Genomic DNA, 17570 nt, shown 5'->3' with positions numbered 1-17570 from the left:
ACTGGACCTTTTTAGCCCGAGTCTTAAAATAGGAAAACGAGACAGAAATCGGTAACTCGCAGAGTTCGATTTCGTAGTCTCACCATACAATATTGTGAAAAGCATCAAAAAGAAGGGCGATTTCATCCGTCCTTTTCTTCTAGATTAAAGTAACCAACTTGCAACGTTCAAGTTGCATGAAAAAATGAAGGGAGACAATCTATGAATCATCTTGGAAGTCTTGTCATAGAGACAGAGCATTTATACTTGAGGCCTTTCGTTTTGGAAGATGCACCAGCGATGTTTGAAAATTGGGCTTCGGATCCTGAAACCCTGAAATATGTCACTTGGGATGCCCATGCATCTACTGAGAGAACCAGAGAATCGATCAAAAGATGGATCGAACAGTATCGTAAACCAGATACTTATAAATGGGCGCTTTGTTTGAAAACATCACTGGATCAGGTAATTGGAGATATTAGTGTGGTTTCTCAAGACCAGGAAAGTCAATCATGCGAGCTAGGTTATATCCTTGGCAAGAAATTCTGGGGGCGGGGATTCATGACAGAAGCCGTCATAGCTGTTTTGGATTTCTTATTGAACAAAGTCGGATTTAAAGAAATCAAAGCCACTTATGTCAGTTTAAATCCTGCTTCAGGGAAAGTCATGGAAAAGGCAGGAATGCAGTATGTAGAAACCATCCCTCATGCCATTCAACGCAAAGGATATTGCGGGGATAAAATCATCTATTCTAAACAGAATCCCTCTCTATAGGGTGATTTTTACTTGAAGATTCTGCTCAAAGGATTATAATAGTAAATAATGAAAAAAGGAGATTGCTATGTCAGAATTAACGAAAGAATTTACAGACCAGCTCTATGCTAATTATGAAGCAAATGTGAAATATGCGGCTCTTGAAAATGCTGTTACCCACAATGGGATCCATGCATCGCTTGAAACGCGCAAGAGTGCAGTAGAAAATACACCAGTTTTTTCACTTGATTTGACCAAGGATAAGGTGACAAACCAAAAAGCATCTGGACGTTGTTGGATGTTTGCGGCTTTAAATACCTTCCGTCACAAGATGATTTCAAGCTTCCAATTGGAGGATTTTGAATTGTCTCAAGCACATACTTTCTTTTGGGATAAGTATGAAAAATCAAACTGGTTTTTGGAGCAAGTGATTGCTACAGCAGATCAAGAATTGACCAGCCGTAAGGTGGCTTTTCTCCTACAAACCCCACAACAAGATGGTGGTCAATGGGATATGGTGGTATCCCTCTTTGAGAAATACGGAGTGGTTCCAAAATCAGTTTATCCGGAATCGATTTCTTCAAGTAATAGCCGGGAATTGAACACCTACCTCAATAAACTCTTGCGTCAAGATGCGCAAATCTTGCGTGACTTGATTCACTCAGGCGCAGATAGTGAGGCAGTTGCGAGCAAGAAACAAGCGTTGTTGCAAGAAATCTTTAACTTCTTGGCTATGTCTTTAGGATTGCCTCCGCGTGAATTTGACTTTTCATACCGTGATAAGGACAACCAATTCCATACCGAAAGTGGCTTAACTCCACAAAGCTTCTACAAAAAATATGTAGACCTTCAATTAGACGATTACGTCTCCATTATCAATGCCCCAACTACAGATAAGCCATATGGAAAATCTTACACCGTAGATATGCTGGGCAATGTGGTTGGTAGCCGTCCAGTCCGCTACCTAAATGTTCCAATGGATCGATTGAAAGAATTAGCTATTGCTCAAATGAAAGCAGGAGAAACTGTCTGGTTTGGTTCAGATGTAGGCCAAGTCAGCAACCGTAAAGCCGGAATCCTGGCAACAGATGTCTACGATTTTGAAGCAGGCATGGACATTCATTTGACACAAGACAAGGCGGGTCGCTTGGACTATGCAGAAAGTCTCATGACACACGCTATGGTCTTGACAGGGGTTGATTTAGACGAAGCAGGTCAGCCTCGTAAATGGAAGGTTGAAAATTCATGGGGAGACAAGGTCGGTACAGATGGTTACTTTGTGGCTTCTGATGCTTGGATGGATGAATATACCTATCAAATCGTGGTTCGTAAAGAATTCCTAACAGCAGACGAATTAGCAGCCTATGAAGCAGAACCAATTGTCCTAGCACCGTGGGATCCAATGGGAGCTTTAGCAAAATAATGATATAGAAAAGAGCCGAAAGGCTCTTTTCAGATTGAAGACAAAATATCTTAAAAACTTTCCTTAGGTGAGTACGGACGTCAGCGAACTTCTTTAAAGTTCCATGACTAATTATTGAGTCTAAGGTCTCAATAATTCCGAGTGCCTGAAACAATAACGTTTCAAGCACTTTTCTCACAGCGGAAAGTTTCAGTATTTTCTTAAATCGATTTAAATATTGGAACTCAATTTTGTTTTTTGCAGAATCACTTAACTTATTTTGCTTTAAAATAGTTTGTCTACATTCTAATAAGAGCCGAAAGGCTCTTTTTTTTTTATATACTCAAAAATAAAAAAGCTGGGAAGTCTAACTAAATAAATCAGATTTTATTCGTTCTGGTTTTTTAACCATTGTTTTAAAAAAAGCCGGGCAAAAGCCCGACTTCTCCATTCTATTATTCGTTATGATTGTTAGAGTCTTGCGAAGAAGGCTCAGATGGTTTAGATTGATTTTCTTCGTTCGAAGAGCTAGACGATGGTTCTTCATACGAATACTGATCAGTGGAATAACTTGGCTCATAGTAGTAGTTATTGTAGTTGTTCTTACCATTGTTTAAGTAGAGATAAGAACCACTTCGATACAGTCCACTTGGTTGCGTCCAATCCGTATGACCAGAGTTATTATTATTAGCAAGATAGAGCATCATTTGACGGTAGACATCCGTTGCGACCTGTATTCCATTATCCAATACTGGTGTAAAGCGATTGGAATAACCTGTCCATACTGCCATGGCATATTCAGGAGTGTAGCCTACAAACAATTCATCCGGTGTTACAATATTTGAATAAGCATTTTTTGTCAATTTACCGATTTCGTTATCAGCATAGTTTGATGTACCTGTCTTACCAGCTTGGTAGATTCCCGAAATGGCAGCATTTGTACCGGTACCAGACAAGAGAACTGTCTTCATCATATCTGTCATCATGTAGGCAGTTGTTGCTTTCATTGCACGAGTTCCTTCGGACTCAAATTCCTTGGTTGTGCCATCACTAAAGACAACCCGACTAACATAGGATGGTTTGTAATAGGTACCGCCATTGGCAAAAGCAGCATAGGCAGCTGCCATTTTCTCACTGCTGGCTCCGTATTTGTTGCTAGAATCGCTAGTGTTACTCGAGATAGCGTTGGCGTAAACCATTTCTGGGTAATCGATCCCTAATCCATTGAGGAATTTCTTAGCTTGTTTAAGACCAACTTTTTCCAGGGCCTTCACCGCAGGCACGTTACGAGATTGTTGAATTGCGTAGGTAATGGACATGCTACCATAGTATGAACGGTCCCAGTTGTAGACAGGCGTTGATGAATGAGGGAAGTTGTATGGCGCATCTGTTGTAGTAGCTGCTGTAGAGGTATATTCCTCATGTTCAAGAGCTGGTGCGTAATCTGTGATTGGTTTCATTGTTGAACCCCAGTCACGGTTCGTTTCAACCGCTTGGTTTGTACCAAAGGAAACATTGCTGGATTGGTGACGAGAACCCAGCTGAGCAATGACTTTACCAGTATTGACATCAATAACGGTAGAAGCTACTTGCATTTCATCATCCGGGTAATTGACATATTCATCTGTATTGTAGATATCCCATAGTTTCTTTTGAGCTTCTGTATCCACGTTTGTATAGACATCCATTCCGGTTGTCAACAAATTGTAGCCCGTTTCTTCTTCGACTTGCTCGATCACTTCTTTTAGGTAATTATCCATATAGGCTGGGTAACTGCTTGAAGAACTGAGACTTTGCAGACCATCTGTAACAGGTGTATTGACCGCTGCTTCGTATTGTTTGTTAGAAATGGTCTTCATATCGAGCATTTCTTTTAATACTAAGTTTCGGCGCTGTTGCGCTGCTTCAGGATGGGAGTATGGATCGTATTGGTTTGGTGCTTGGGGCATCCCCGCAAGGAGTGCCAATTGAGGGAGCGAAAGATCTTTTAGATCTTTTCCGTAATAACTTTTCGCAGCTGTCTGCATTCCGTAGTTCCCATTCGCCATAAATACTTTATTGACGTAATAGGTCAAGATTTCTTGTTTGGTTGCTTTCTTTTCTAGTTGGGTTGCTAACCAAGCTTCTTGGATCTTACGAGAGAGGGTACGGTCAGAGGCTGAAGTGGAGAAATAGGTTAACTTGATCAATTGTTGCGTCAAGGTTGACCCACCTTGACTTCCTCCTCGTAAGTTGTGAAGGAAGGAACCGCCGATCCGAATGATGTCGACCCCACGGTGATTGAAGAAACGGTGGTCTTCAATCGCAACGATAGCATTGACCAAATCAGTAGGGATTTCATTGGCTGTGACATTGATTCGTTTCTCAGCTCCCAAATCCGCGATCAAGTTATTTTGGTTGTCATAGATCTTACTAGATGTTGTTGCAACCAAATCTTTTTCAGACAAGGTTGGTGCTTTCATAGCATAGTAACTAAATATCAGTCCACCGAGGACAAATAAAAGTAAGAAAAATGAAATGGCTGCGATGGCAACATATTTCAACCATTGAATGACTGTTTGTTTATTCATTTAAATACCGCCTAGAAGTTTCTGTTCGATAATATCAAGATAAGGAACGCTTGGAAGACGATTCTTATCTACTAGAAAGCCGTGCTCCTGAATATAGGAGAGGGGCATGGATTTACTACCATGATCGATGTTGTAATAGTGAATTAATGCAGGAGCAGGAAGTAAGTAGGTTTCACTCAACTTTGCAAAATGCAAGAGAACGAAACAGATACCGCCTTGCTGAACAACTGCCTCCATATGATCGATTTGATGTTGATGAAAATTTTTCATCGGCATGGATTGCTTTTGCTGTGTTTCCTTCGCTTCAAAATCGATATAGCGTCCCTTGTATACTCCAGAATAGTCCGTCGTTGAGGCTTGCCTGAAATAGGCTTCAACAATCTTTGCCCGACTGCGACGTGGATAATCCACTTTCACGATTTGAATCGGTGTTGGTTTTTTATGGATGACTGCTAGACCTCGAGAAAGATAGTATTGATTGCTTTCATTGATCATTTTTTCAAATGTCATCCCACGATTCGCAAAGTCGACTGGATGTTTCCTTTGTGTAGAGACCAAGGTTTTTTTGGCTACTTTATGTGGATAGTTGACCATAGTTCTCCTTATTGGTACAATTACATCACTCTATTATATCATAAATTAGAATAATGAGGAAAAAATGAATACCATACTTGTTGCAGGTTATAAGAGTTTTGATGTGGGAGTCTTTTCCAATAAAGACCCTCGACTGACCATTATCAAAAAAGCCATTGAAAGAGATCTTCGTCGTCTATTTGAAGAAGGAGTGAAATGGCTGGTCTTTTCTGGTAATTTGGGATTTGAGGCTTGGGTACTAGAGGTCGCCTTTGCATTAAAAAAAGATTACGATTTTCAAATGGCGACGATCTTCCTATTTGAGAATGTTGGCAAAAATTGGAATGAAAGCAATCAGGAATTATTAGCACGCTTCAAACAGGTGGATTTTGTGAAATATGCCTATCCTCACTATAGCAATCCGGGTCAACTAAAAGAATACAATCAGTTTTTGATAGATAACGCGGATGGAGCTTATGTTTTTTATGATCCAGAAAATGAAACCAATTTAAAATATCTTTACAAAATGATGGTAGAAAAAGAACCATTTTATGTCAAACAATTAAGTTTTGATGACTTAAATGAACTTGCTGAAAATTTTTACGAAAACTAAGTGTTATACCTTGATTTTTCTTACCATTTTTTTATATAATTGAGATGATGAACTAGATTGGAGAGAGTAATGGCGAGTATTATTTTTACTGCGAAAGATATTTTTGATCAAGATTTCAAACGAGAAGTTCGTGGTTATAATAAAGATGAAGTAAATGAATTTTTGGATGATGTCATAAAAGACTATGAAACCTATGCTGCTTTGGTGAAGGAATTGCGTGAAGAAAACGCCCGCCTTCGTGAAGATCTTGCCCAAAAAGCACAGGAAACACCACAAACATCTCCGATTGCTAGCACCGCTACGCAAGAATTTCCGCAAGTGACAACAGCGACGAACTTTGATATACTCAAACGTCTCAATCGTTTGGAAAAAGAAGTTTTTGGGAAACAGATCGTAGATCGCGATTAGTAATCCCATAGATTGTGCAATTTTTGGATAATCGCGTGAGAAAATACTCTCATGAGGAAAGTCCATGCTAGCACAGGCTGTGATGCCTGTAGTGTTTGTGCTAGGTGAATCCATAAGCCTAGGGACTTGGTATTCAAGTTACGGCGAGTGAAGGAGCTAAGTCTAAGGATAAGCTCTAGTAACTCTGAAAGTGCCACAGTGACGTAGTTTTTAGGGAAACCTAAAAAGTGGAACGCGGTAAACCCCTCAAGCTAGCAACCCAAACTTTGGTCGGGGCATGGAATGCGTGGAAACGAACATAGCATTCTGACTGGAAACAGTAGACAGATGATTATCGAAAGAAATGGTACCTAGTCATTTCTGGAACAAAACATGGCTTATAGAAAATTGCATATAGGTTGATGAGGTGGAGAGAGATCTCAACCTCCTTTTTTAAAGTGATAGGAATAAGATGAAAAAACAATTTGAATTGATTGCAACGGCCGCTGCTGGTATAGAGGCTGTTGTTGGTCGAGAACTACGCGATCTCGGCTACGATTGCCAGGTTGAAAATGGACGGGTTCGATTTCAAGGAGACCATCGAGCAATCATAGAGACCAATCTCTGGTTGCGCGCGGCTGATCGAGTGAAAATTGTGGTTGGGACTTTTCCAGCCAAAACCTTTGAAGAACTCTTTCAAGGTGTCTTTGCTTTGGATTGGGAAAACTATTTGCCTTTAGGAGCACGTTTTCCTATTTCTAAGGCTAAATGTGTCAAATCAAAACTCCATAATGAACCTAGCGTTCAGGCCATTTCGAAAAAAGCAGTGGTTAAAAAGTTACAAAAACACTATGCCCGACCAGAAGGTGTTCCTCTCATGGAAAATGGGGCAGAGTTCAAGATCGAAGTATCGATCCTTAAAGACCAAGCCACTGTCTTGATTGACACCACTGGTAGTAGCCTCTTCAAACGTGGTTATCGGACTGAAAAAGGGGGAGCCCCTATTAAGGAAAATATGGCAGCGGCAATTCTTCTGCTGTCAAACTGGTATCCAGATAAGCCCTTGATTGACCCGACATGTGGTTCTGGAACGTTTTGTATTGAGGCGGCGATGATTGCGAGAAATATGGCACCTGGTTTACGTCGGACCTTTTCTTTTGAAGAATGGAACTGGATGGATGATCGCTTGATTCATGAAGTCCGTCAAGAAGCAAGCAGAAAAATCAATCGCGAGATCGAATTGGATATTATGGGAACCGATATCGATGCACGGATGGTTGAGATTGCCAAAGAAAATGCCCAGAAAGTGGGCGTTAGCAGTGACATTACTTTCAAACAGATGCGAGTCCAAGATCTTCACTCAGATAAGATCAACGGGGTGATTATCTCCAACCCTCCATATGGAGAACGCTTATCCGATGATGAGGGTGTGACGAAATTGTATACTGAAATGGGGCACGTATTTGCACCTCTCAAAACCTGGAGTAAATTTATCTTAACCAGTGATGAAGGTTTTGAATCTAAATTCGGTAGTAAAGCAGATAAAAAACGAAAACTTTATAACGGAACCCTAAAAGTTGATCTCTACCAATATTTTGGGGAACGAGTAAAACGGCAGATAAAGGCATAGAAAGGATTTTTATGACAGAGAAGGATAATAAGCCATTAGAGCAAGAAACAGAATCAATTTTAGATTTTGAAGATGCTAAAGAGATGACGATTGGGCAGGCCAATCGAAAGGCAGAAGAAATCGAAGCAGGTGTAACGGAAGGTGATAATGTCTTAGACAAATACATCAAACAACACCGAGCAGAAATTGAAGCTGAAAAATACGATACAAAAATTTTGGCCAAAGAAGAATTGGCTAAAGCTGAAGAGTTGGCAGCTACAGAAACAGTTGCTGAAGTAGCTGAAGCAGTGGAGGCACCGGAAGTAGTAACGGAAACGGTCTTGGAACAAAGGCTTGAAATGGATGCTATCTCAACTGAATTACCTGCTAAGATTAAATTTGGTCCCACACCAACTGAACCAATTGTAGAAGCTGAGGAACTTCCTGAGGAAACACCAAGCAATGCGGGTAAACGAATCAAAGCGGTTCTATACTCTGCATTAGGTCTTGCGATTGTCGGTTCGGCCATTTTTGTGACCTATAACTGGATGCACAGTCGTGGAACATCTGGTGGTACAACAGTTGTATCTTCTTCATCTAGCAAGTCATCTTCTACTTCTAAATCAAGTAGCAGTGAAACACAAGCTCAAAAATTGGAAGAGTTTACTAAAGCCTACGATGCCTTTTTTGTAGACGAATCGAAAAGTGGACTTAAGAATGATAAATTCGGAGACTTGGAAAATCTGAAGAAACTGCTGGACAAATTAGAAGGAAGCAGTGATTATAATGCGGCTAAAACAAAATATGAAGACCTTGTGAAGCAAGTTTCTGCTGTTCAAAAAGTGAATTCTCAATTTAGTTCTCCAGTCATCAAAGATGGAGTTCTTGATGCAACTGCCAAAGCAAAAAGTGATGCGACCTTTGCAGAAACAAAGACAGGCAATGAAAAATTAGATAGCTTATTGAATGAAGCGGTTGCGCAAGGACGTTCACAACAAGTTGCGACACCGGCACCAGTAACTGGAACAGGAGGTACAGATACTTCTAATGCAACTCCAGCCCCGGCTCAAGTAGCAACGCCTACGGCCCCAGCCGTCAATGCTGCTACAGGTGGTGCAGGAACGGCAAGTCCAGGTTATTCAGGGTACGGTCTTCCAAGCGATGGTGTCCCACTTCAGCGGAACTTGAGTCGTGTGCCATATAACCAAGCAGCTATCAATGATGTCAATAACCCAGCTTGGGTATTTGGTGATGGGATCCTTGAAAAAGTATTGAATATTGCTCGTAAACGTGGACATATCACTGGCAATCAATACATTTTAGAGCGTGTCAATATCATTAACGGTAATGGCTATTACAACCTCTTCAAACCAGATGGAACCTATCTCTTTAGTATCAATGCCAAAACGGGTTATTTCGTAGGAAACGGAAAAGGTCATTCAGATGCTCTGGATTATTAATGCTTGATCAGACATACCATTTCTGGGAAAAAATGACAATAAAAAAGGATGAACCAGAGGTTCATCCTTTTTTTAGTCTTAAACAAGATGACGTTCAAACGGATCGTCAGAAATTCCTTGGTCTAGAATCAAGCGACACCATTCTTTGGCTGAGAAGAGGCTGTGGTCCTTGTAATTTCCACAAGACTCAATGGTTGTGCCTGGGACATCCTCCCAAGTGCTGACTGATGAAATTTCTTCTAAAGATTCTTTAATCACTTTAGCAATTTCCGTACTCGAATGCTGTCCCCACATGATCATATGAAAACCGGTGCGACATCCAAATGGGGAACAATCAATCATACCATCGATGCGTTTGCGAATAAGCATCGCAAGAAGGTGCTCGATCGTGTGGAGCCCTGCAGTTGGAATCGCATTTTCATTGGGTTGCACCAGACGAATATCGAAGTTAGAGATGATGTCTCCTTTGGGTCCAGTTTCTTCCCCAATCAAGCGTACATAGGGAGCCTTCACCGCCGTGTGGTCCAATTCAAAACTTTCAACAATTACTTCTTTTGTCATACTCAAATCCTTCTTTGTTTTTCTTGATTATAGCATAAAAAAGCAGATTCAACAAAGTGGAAATAAATGAATTCCTCACAGATGTTCCATGAAAGAAAAGACGATAAAAGAATAAGCGTTAAGCAAAAATATAAAAGGTTTTTCCTGTTTTTTTAGATTGTTAATTTTAGTAATTTATGGTAAAATGTAAAAGAATTTTTAATTCAACTAATTAAATAGATTTGGGGTAAAAGCATGAATTTTGTTATTACAGGTGTTTTTGCCGCGGTCATTGGTTTAGTCATTGGATATGTGGGAACTGCTCTTAAAATGAAAGCTTCAAAAGAGGCTGCGGAACTCACCCTTTTGAATGCTGAACAAGAAGCAACGAATTTACGTGGACAGGCTGAACGCGAAGCCGATTTGATTTTAAAAGAGGCAAAGCATGAGTCAAGTTCACTTAAAAAAGAAGCACTTTTGGAGGCAAAGGAAGAAGCCAGAAAATATCGTGAAGAGGTCGATGCTGAGTTTAAGTCAGAACGACAAGAATTGAAGCAATTAGAAAGCCGTTTGGCAGAACGTGCTAGCAATCTTGATCGCAAAGACGACATTTTAACAAGCAAAGAACAGTCTCTTGAACACAAAGAGCAAAGTCTTACAGATAGAACTAAACACATTGATGCGCGTGAACAACAGCTGGAAGAGCTTGAACACAAGAAAGTAGAAGAACTGGAACGTGTCGCTGCTCTAAGTCAAGGAGAAGCGCGTGACATTATTTTGAGTCAGACGGAAGAGCAACTTTCAAAAGAAATTGCCTCACGGATTCGTGATGCTGAATTGGAAGTGAAAGAACGTTCTGATAAAATCGCAAAAGACATTCTCGTGCAAGCTATGCAGCGAATGGCGGGTGATTTTGTTGCTGAGCAAACAAACTCAACCGTTCATTTGCCAGACGATAGTATGAAGGGTCGGATTATTGGTCGTGAAGGTCGCAACATTCGTACCTTTGAGAGCTTGACAGGTGTCGATGTGATTATTGATGATACGCCTGAAGTGGTGACCTTGTCAGGGTTTGATCCGATTCGTCGTGAAATTGCCCGCATGACAATGGAGAGCCTTCTCAAAGATGGTCGGATCCATCCAGCCCGTATCGAAGAGCTGGTTGAGAAGAACCGTCAGGAAATTGACAATCGTATTCGTGAATACGGTGAGGCGGCTGCCTATGAAATTGGTGCGCCAAACCTCCATCCAGATTTGATGAAAATCATGGGACGGTTGCAATTCCGTACTTCTTATGGTCAAAACGTTTTGCGTCACTCCATTGAAGTTGCCAAACTTTCTGGTATTATTGCTAGCGAGTTGGGTGAAAATGCTACCTTGGCACGACGTGCAGGATTCTTACATGATATCGGAAAAGCGATTGACCGTGAAGTGGAAGGAAGTCACGTCGAGATTGGAACTGAATTGGCACGGAAGTACAAGGAACATCCAGTGGTTGTCAATACTATTGCCAGCCACCATGGTGACGTGGAACCAGAAAGTGTCATCGCAGTCATTGTCGCTGCAGCGGATGCCTTGAGTGCAGCTCGACCTGGAGCACGAAGTGAGTCACTTGAAAGCTACATCAAACGCTTGCAAGATCTTGAAGAAATTGCAAATAGTTTTGAAGGAGTTAAGACAAGTTTCGCCCTTCAAGCGGGTCGTGAAATCCGTATTATGGTTAGCCCTGAGGCAATCAAGGATGATAAAGTGACGATCTTGGCTCATGATATTCGTGAGAAGATCGAGTCTAATCTTGAGTATCCTGGAAACATTAAGGTTACCGTGATTCGAGAATTGCGTGCAGTCGATTACGCAAAATAAACAAAAAGCTTGAGATCTAGCATCTCAAGCTTTTTGAATGAAAAAATCAGTTGAAAATTAGGCCGATTTTTGTTACACTAGATAGAAAGACATTGAAGGAGAAATCATGGCGGATCGTGGCTTATTAATCGTATTTTCTGGCCCTTCGGGGGTTGGAAAAGGAACGGTCAGACGAGAAATTTTTGAAAATTCGGACAATCAGTTTCAGTATTCTGTATCGATGACGACGCGTGCACAACGTCCAGGTGAAGTGGATGGTGTCGACTATTTTTTCCGTACACGTGAAGAATTTGAAGATTTGATCCTTCAAGGGCAAATGTTGGAGTACGCTGAGTACGTTGGAAATTACTATGGGACTCCTTTAACCTATGTGAATGAAACCTTGGACAAGGGAATCGATGTATTCCTTGAAATTGAAGTTCAGGGTGCCCTTCAAGTAAAGAAGAAAGTTCCAGATGCAGTTTTTATTTTCTTAACTCCGCCTGATTTGGATGAATTGCAAGATCGATTAGTGGGTCGCGGGACAGATAGTGCAGAAGTTATTGCGCAACGGATTGAAAAAGCAAAAGAAGAAATCGCCATGATGCGTGAATATGACTACGCCATTGTGAACGACGAGGTTCCTCTTGCTGCTGAGCGTGTCAAACGTGTGATCGAAGCAGAGCATTTCCGTGTAGACCGTGTCATTGGCCATTATCTGGATATGTTACCAAAAACACAAACTATTGTGAAGAGATAAATAATTAGAAATTAGGTATAGGAATATGATGTTAAAACCTTCTATTGATACATTGCTTGACAAAGTACCATCAAAATATTCATTGGTCATTCTTGAGGCAAAACGGGCCCACGAATTGGAAAGTGGTGCAGTACCAACTCAAGAATTCCAATCAGTTAAATCAACATTACAAGCGCTTGAAGAAATCGAGTCTGGAAACGTAGTTGTTCACCCGGATCCAGAAGCAAAACGTGAAGCGCTTCGTCGTCGGATTGAAGCAGAGCGGATTCGCAAAGAAGAAGAAGAGCGCAAAATTAAGGAACAAATTGCCAAAGAAAAAGAAGATGGTGAAAAAATTTAAGGTTGGGGCTTCTCAATCTTATTTTTTGCTATTTAAAGGGTTCCGTGATAAAGTAAAGCTCATATGATAGAGGCTGGAGGTGAAAAAGTGATAGCAAAAGTCATCGTAGATGTCCCATTGATGCAGACAGATAAACCCTATTCTTATCAGATCCCATCAGAATTTGAGGATATGGTGGAGGCAGGTATGCGAGTTCATGTCCCCTTTGGTAAAGGGAATCGCCTCATTCAAGGGATTGTGGTAGATGTTTTAGAAGAGGCAGACACAAGCGAGGAATTGAAAGCGATTGTGGAGATCTTGGATTACACTCCGGTCTTAAATCAAGAGCAGTTTTGGTTGGCGGATCAATTACGAAAAAGTGTTTTTTCTTATAAGATCACGATTTTAAAAACCATGCTTCCTTCTCTCCTCAATTCGAGTTATGATAAGATTTTGTATCCTCAACCTTCTTTAGATCCCACTCTCAAAATAAAACTTTTTGGTGCAAAAAATGAAGTTTCTTTTTCTTCTCTAGATGCAGCCGATCAAGCCCAAGTGATGCGGTTGGTCAGAAAAGGAGATTTGGTACTTGAATACAAGGCCAAGGATAAGAAACAAATTAAAACAGAAAAATGGTATCGCGTTAACCAGGAAGGATTAAAAGAACTTCAACCATCAGCGAGAGCTAAAAAAAGGCTAGCATTGAAAGAGCGCCTGTTACTAGAGCAAGGGGAGCAACCCTTAGCAGGATTGTATCAGGATTTTTCACGAGAAGTAGTGGCTTATTTTATTGATCAGGGTGTTTTAGAAATTACAGAACGAGAAGTGAATCGGGCGGCTGCATATTATGAAGGAAAAGAACAGACCCAGGCCCTGCTTTTAAATTCAGAGCAAGCAAAAGCTGTCGAAACAGTAGTTTCTCAAATTGGGAAAACATCAAAGCCTTTTTTATTAGAAGGAGTGACTGGAAGTGGAAAAACGGAAGTTTATCTGCAGATTATTCAGGAAGTCCTAAATAAGGGGAAAACGGCTATTATGTTGGTTCCTGAGATTTCCTTGACGCCACAGATGACGGATCGCTTTATCTCTCGTTTTGGCCAGGAAGTAGCTATTCTACACTCGGGCTTATCAAACGGTGAGAAGTATGATCAATGGCGAAAAGTTGAACGTGGGGAGGCTAAGGTAGTCGTTGGAGCGCGCTCAGCCATCTTTGCCCCTTTAAAAAACATCGGAGCTATCATCATTGATGAGGAGCACGAGGCTTCCTACAAACAAGATAGTAATCCACGCTACCACGCAAGGGAAGTCGCAGTCTTAAGGGCTCAGTACAATCAAGCAGTCTTGCTTCTTGGATCTGCTACTCCAAGTCTAGAATCGCGGGCTCGTGCAACAAAAGGGGTTTATGAATTAATTCGTCTCACCCAGCGGGCCAATCCGGCAGCCAAAATTCCAGAAGTTAAAGTTGTTGATTTTCGTGATTATATTGGCCAAAATGAAGCTGGTAATTTCACTCCGGTTCTAGTGGAAGCTATTGCTGATCGCTTGCAGAAAAAAGAGCAGGTTGTCTTGATGTTGAACCGCCGTGGTTATTCCAGCTTTGTCATGTGTCGCGAGTGTGGAACTGTGGATACTTGTCCCAATTGTGATATCTCACTGACCCTCCACATGGATACTAAAACCATGAACTGTCATTATTGTGGCTATAGCAAAGCGATTCCTCGACACTGTCCAAATTGCCAAAGTCCTTCCATTCGTTATTACGGGACAGGAACGCAAAAAGCTTATGATGAATTACAAGAGATCTTTCCTGAAGCTAAAATTCTGCGCATGGATGTGGATACCACTCGAAAAAAAGGGAGCCACGCAGCGATATTAGATGCTTTTGGGAATGGAGAAGCGGATATTTTGTTAGGGACGCAAATGATTGCGAAGGGCTTGGATTTTCCAAATGTGACGTTAGTGGGTGTCTTGAATGCGGATACTTCTTTAAATTTACCGGATTATCGATCCTCAGAGAGAACCTTTCAACTCTTGACTCAGGTGGCAGGAAGGGCCGGACGAGCAGAGAAAGAAGGAGAGGTTATCATTCAGAGCTACAACCCCAATCATTATGCGATTCGATTTGCCAAAGACCAAGATTATGAAGGTTTTTTTGCCTATGAAATGCAGATTCGCCGGCAGTTAGGCTATACACCTTATTACTTCACAGTTGGGTTAACCCTATCCCATAAGAGTGAGGAAATTGTGATGGAGAAGTCACATCAGGTCATGGAAATTCTCCGGTCTGGCTTATCTGATCAGGTCCAAATCTTAGGACCAACACCTAAACCAATTGCACGCACACATAATTTGTATCATTATCAAATCATTGTCAAATATCGTTTCGAAGAAGGCATGACACAGGTCTTGAATCAAATCCTAGAATTTACACAAGAAAGAGGCAACCAAGATCTACGTGTCAGTATTGATAATGAACCTCAAAGTTTTATGTAAGGAAGAAAGAAATGACAAAATTAATTTTTATGGGAACGCCTGATTTTTCAGCGACGGTTTTAAAGGGATTGTTAGCAGATTCGCACTATGAAATTTTGGCGGTTGTGACTCAACCAGACCGCAAAGTAGGTCGCAAAAAAGAGATTCGAATGACCCCGGTGAAGCAGGTAGCTTTGGAACATCAACTACCAGTTCTTCAGCCGGAGAAATTATCGGGTAGTCCAGAAATGGAAACTCTCTTATCACTAGATGCAGATGGAATTGTGACCGCTGCTTTTGGACAATTTTTACCGACAAAATTGTTGGAGAACTTCCAATTTGCGGTGAATGTCCACGCGTCTTTATTGCCTAAATATAGAGGTGGAGCTCCCATTCACTATGCCCTGATCAATGGTGATGAAGAAGCTGGGGTTACAATTATGGAAATGGTCAAGGAAATGGATGCCGGAGACATGATTGCAGCTCGTTCTCTCCCAATTTTAGATGAGGACAATGTGGGAACTTTGTTTGAAAAATTGGCTGTCCTTGGACGTGACTTACTCCTAGATACTTTGCCAGCTTACCTGGCAGGGGAGATCAAGCCAAGTCCACAAGATCCAAGTTTGGTCACATTTTCACCGAATATTTTACCGGAAGAAGAGGTTTTGGACTGGACAAAAACCAATCGCCAAGTCTTTAACCAGATCCGGGGGATGAATCCTTGGCCAGTCGCTCATACGTTATTAAATGGTCAGCGCTTTAAAGTTTATGAAGCAGAGCTATGCGAAGGAAATGGAAATCCAGGAGAAGTGATTGCTTTGACCAAAAAAGAGTTGCTGGTCGCTGCAGGAGAAGGCGCATTGTCCCTCAAAGTTGTGCAGCCGGCAGGAAAACCAAAAATGTCCATCACAGACTTTTTGAATGGCGCTGGCCGTCAATTGAAAGTAGGAGATCACTTTGGAAGTTAAACAAATGAATGCGCGTGAACAGATCGTTCGAGTGTTAGAAGAGGTTTTTGAACAGGGGGCTTATTCTAATATTGCCCTAAATCAAGCGCTAGAACACTCTCAACTTTCAGATAAAGATAGAAGCTTTGTTACGGAAGTTGTATACGGTACTGTAGCACGGAAGATAACACTCGAGTGGTATCTCGCCCACGTAATTGAAGACCGGACGAAATTGGATCCTTGGCTCTATTATCTTTTGATGATGAGTTTGTATCAACTTGTTTATTTAGACCGCATTCCCGATCATGCCATCGTCAATGAAGCTGTTCGGATAGCAAAACGTCGAAAAGAAGGCAGTGAGAAGTTTGTCAATGCTATTCTTAGAAAGCTCCTCCGCGAGGGGCTACCAGCTATTGATACGATCAAGCGAAAGAACAAACGTTATTCGGTAGAGTATTCCCTACCTGTATGGTTGGTCAAAGCATTGATCGAAGAATACGGTGAGGAACGTGCTTGCGCTATTTTTAAGAGTCTCTATCAGCGTAATAAATCCAGTATTCGTGTGATTGATCTAGACGAAAAAGAAGAGTTGGCTCAGCTACTCGAAGCAACCTCCTCTCTACTTGCTCCGTCCGCTCTCGTGAAAGAACAGGGACATTTTGCAGCGCATTCCTTGTTCAAAGAAGGGCGCATTACTATTCAAGACGAGTCCAGTCAATTGGTGGCACCGGCTTTGGATTTGCAAGGAGATGAGTGGGTTTTAGATGCCTGTGCGGCGCCAGGTGGAAAGACGACTCACCTGGCTTCTTATCTCACAACTGGGAAAGTCACAGCCTTGGATCTCTATGACCATAAGCTCAAATTGATTCAAGAAAATTCTAATCGGCTCCATGTTGCGGACAAAATTTTGACAAAGAAGTTAGATGCGACAAAAGTCTTTGAAACATTTGGACCTGATGCTTTCGATAAAATTTTGGTGGATGCGCCTTGTTCAGGGATTGGTTTGATACGGAGAAAGCCTGATATCAAGTACAATAAAGAGAGTGCAGATTTTGTATCTTTACAAGCTATTCAATTGGCCATTCTGGATAGTGTTTGTCAAAGTGTGCGTAAAGGTGGTATAATAGTGTACAGTACGTGTACAATTATGGGCAAAGAGAATTTTGAAGTAGTGGACCAATTTTTGAAAGACCATCCAAATTTCGAACAAGTCCCATTGGATCACGAAAGAAAAGATATTCTTAAAAATGATTGTATCCTTATTACACCCGAATTATATGGAAGCGACGGCTTCTTTATCAGTCGTTTTAAGAGAATCTCATAATATCAGGAGGAAACTGACAG

At 41.3% G+C, this 17570-nt stretch carries 15 protein-coding genes and 1 other RNA gene; 13 read left to right on the top strand and 3 right to left on the bottom strand.

Annotation, left to right across the window (positions count from 1 at the left end; all coding sequences use genetic code 11):
* Positions 1-201 precede the first annotated feature (201 nt).
* Both HMPREF3002_RS01085 and pepC read left to right on the top strand, forming a co-directional pair.
* Positions 202-753 (top strand): GNAT family N-acetyltransferase, encoded by a 552-nt coding sequence (locus tag HMPREF3002_RS01085; RefSeq protein WP_031575284.1) that lies wholly within the window; start codon positions 202-204, stop codon positions 751-753.
* Between the two features lie 67 nt (positions 754-820).
* Positions 821-2155, top strand: a complete 1335-nt coding sequence (gene pepC / locus HMPREF3002_RS01080) for an aminopeptidase C (protein ID WP_009732326.1) — start codon at positions 821-823, stop codon at positions 2153-2155.
* 434 nt (positions 2156-2589) lie between these two features.
* Here pepC and pbp1a read toward each other — a convergent pair whose 3' ends face one another.
* On the bottom strand, positions 2590-4704 hold the full coding sequence (gene pbp1a, locus HMPREF3002_RS01075) for a penicillin-binding protein PBP1A (RefSeq protein ID WP_021154545.1): 2115 nt from the start codon (positions 4702-4704) through the stop codon (positions 2590-2592).
* A complete protein-coding gene (gene recU, locus HMPREF3002_RS01070; protein WP_003010355.1) occupies positions 4705-5298 on the bottom strand; it encodes a Holliday junction resolvase RecU in 594 nt (197 codons plus the stop codon).
* Between the two features lie 64 nt (positions 5299-5362).
* On the opposite strand from recU, the gene HMPREF3002_RS01065 reads away from it, so the two are divergent.
* The 5 genes from HMPREF3002_RS01065 (at position 5363) to HMPREF3002_RS01045 (ending at position 9346) form a co-directional block, all read left to right on the top strand.
* A complete protein-coding gene (locus HMPREF3002_RS01065) occupies positions 5363-5890 on the top strand; it encodes an SLOG family protein (protein ID WP_070664873.1) in 528 nt (175 codons plus the stop codon).
* 69 nt (positions 5891-5959) lie between these two features.
* On the top strand, positions 5960-6298 hold the full coding sequence (gpsB, locus tag HMPREF3002_RS01060; protein ID WP_045760266.1) for a cell division regulator GpsB: 339 nt from the start codon (positions 5960-5962) through the stop codon (positions 6296-6298).
* 19 nt (positions 6299-6317) lie between these two features.
* Positions 6318-6683, top strand: an RNA gene (gene rnpB / locus HMPREF3002_RS01055) — RNase P RNA component class B.
* Between the two features lie 66 nt (positions 6684-6749).
* Positions 6750-7907, top strand: coding sequence for a THUMP domain-containing class I SAM-dependent RNA methyltransferase (locus tag HMPREF3002_RS01050; RefSeq protein ID WP_070664871.1), 1158 nt, complete (start codon positions 6750-6752; stop codon positions 7905-7907).
* Between the two features lie 11 nt (positions 7908-7918).
* The gene (locus tag HMPREF3002_RS01045; protein ID WP_070659673.1) at positions 7919-9346 is read left to right on the top strand and encodes a cell division site-positioning protein MapZ family protein; all 1428 of its coding nucleotides are present in this window, start codon (positions 7919-7921) and stop codon (positions 9344-9346) included.
* 78 nt (positions 9347-9424) lie between these two features.
* Here HMPREF3002_RS01045 and HMPREF3002_RS01040 read toward each other — a convergent pair whose 3' ends face one another.
* Complete coding sequence (locus HMPREF3002_RS01040; RefSeq protein ID WP_061455957.1) at positions 9425-9907, bottom strand: S-ribosylhomocysteine lyase; 483 nt, start codon at positions 9905-9907, stop codon at positions 9425-9427.
* 234 nt (positions 9908-10141) lie between these two features.
* Here HMPREF3002_RS01040 and HMPREF3002_RS01035 point away from each other — a divergent pair, with 234 nt between their 5' ends.
* From HMPREF3002_RS01035 to rsmB, 6 genes are all read left to right on the top strand, one after another.
* Positions 10142-11749, top strand: a complete 1608-nt coding sequence (locus HMPREF3002_RS01035; protein ID WP_049492366.1) for a ribonuclease Y — start codon at positions 10142-10144, stop codon at positions 11747-11749.
* Positions 11750-11855: 106 nt separating this feature from the next.
* Complete coding sequence (gene gmk, locus HMPREF3002_RS01030; protein ID WP_049486051.1) at positions 11856-12488, top strand: guanylate kinase; 633 nt, start codon at positions 11856-11858, stop codon at positions 12486-12488.
* A 25-nt stretch (positions 12489-12513) separates the two neighbouring features.
* Positions 12514-12828, top strand: a complete 315-nt coding sequence (gene rpoZ, locus HMPREF3002_RS01025; protein ID WP_003010339.1) for a DNA-directed RNA polymerase subunit omega — start codon at positions 12514-12516, stop codon at positions 12826-12828.
* An 87-nt stretch (positions 12829-12915) separates the two neighbouring features.
* Positions 12916-15300 (top strand): primosomal protein N', encoded by a 2385-nt coding sequence (locus tag HMPREF3002_RS01020; RefSeq protein WP_305366834.1) that lies wholly within the window; start codon positions 12916-12918, stop codon positions 15298-15300.
* An 11-nt stretch (positions 15301-15311) separates the two neighbouring features.
* Complete coding sequence (gene fmt, locus HMPREF3002_RS01015) at positions 15312-16247, top strand: methionyl-tRNA formyltransferase (protein ID WP_070664866.1); 936 nt, start codon at positions 15312-15314, stop codon at positions 16245-16247.
* Complete coding sequence (gene rsmB / locus HMPREF3002_RS01010) at positions 16237-17550, top strand: 16S rRNA (cytosine(967)-C(5))-methyltransferase RsmB (RefSeq protein ID WP_021154557.1); 1314 nt, start codon at positions 16237-16239, stop codon at positions 17548-17550. The genes fmt and rsmB overlap by 11 nt, the downstream gene beginning before the upstream one ends.
* Positions 17551-17570 lie beyond the last annotated feature (20 nt).

The organism is Streptococcus sp. HMSC065E03 (genome assembly GCF_001815045.1).
GTDB lineage: Bacteria > Bacillota > Bacilli > Lactobacillales > Streptococcaceae > Streptococcus > Streptococcus parasanguinis_AD.
This window is presented reverse-complemented; position numbering and strand designations above follow the sequence as displayed.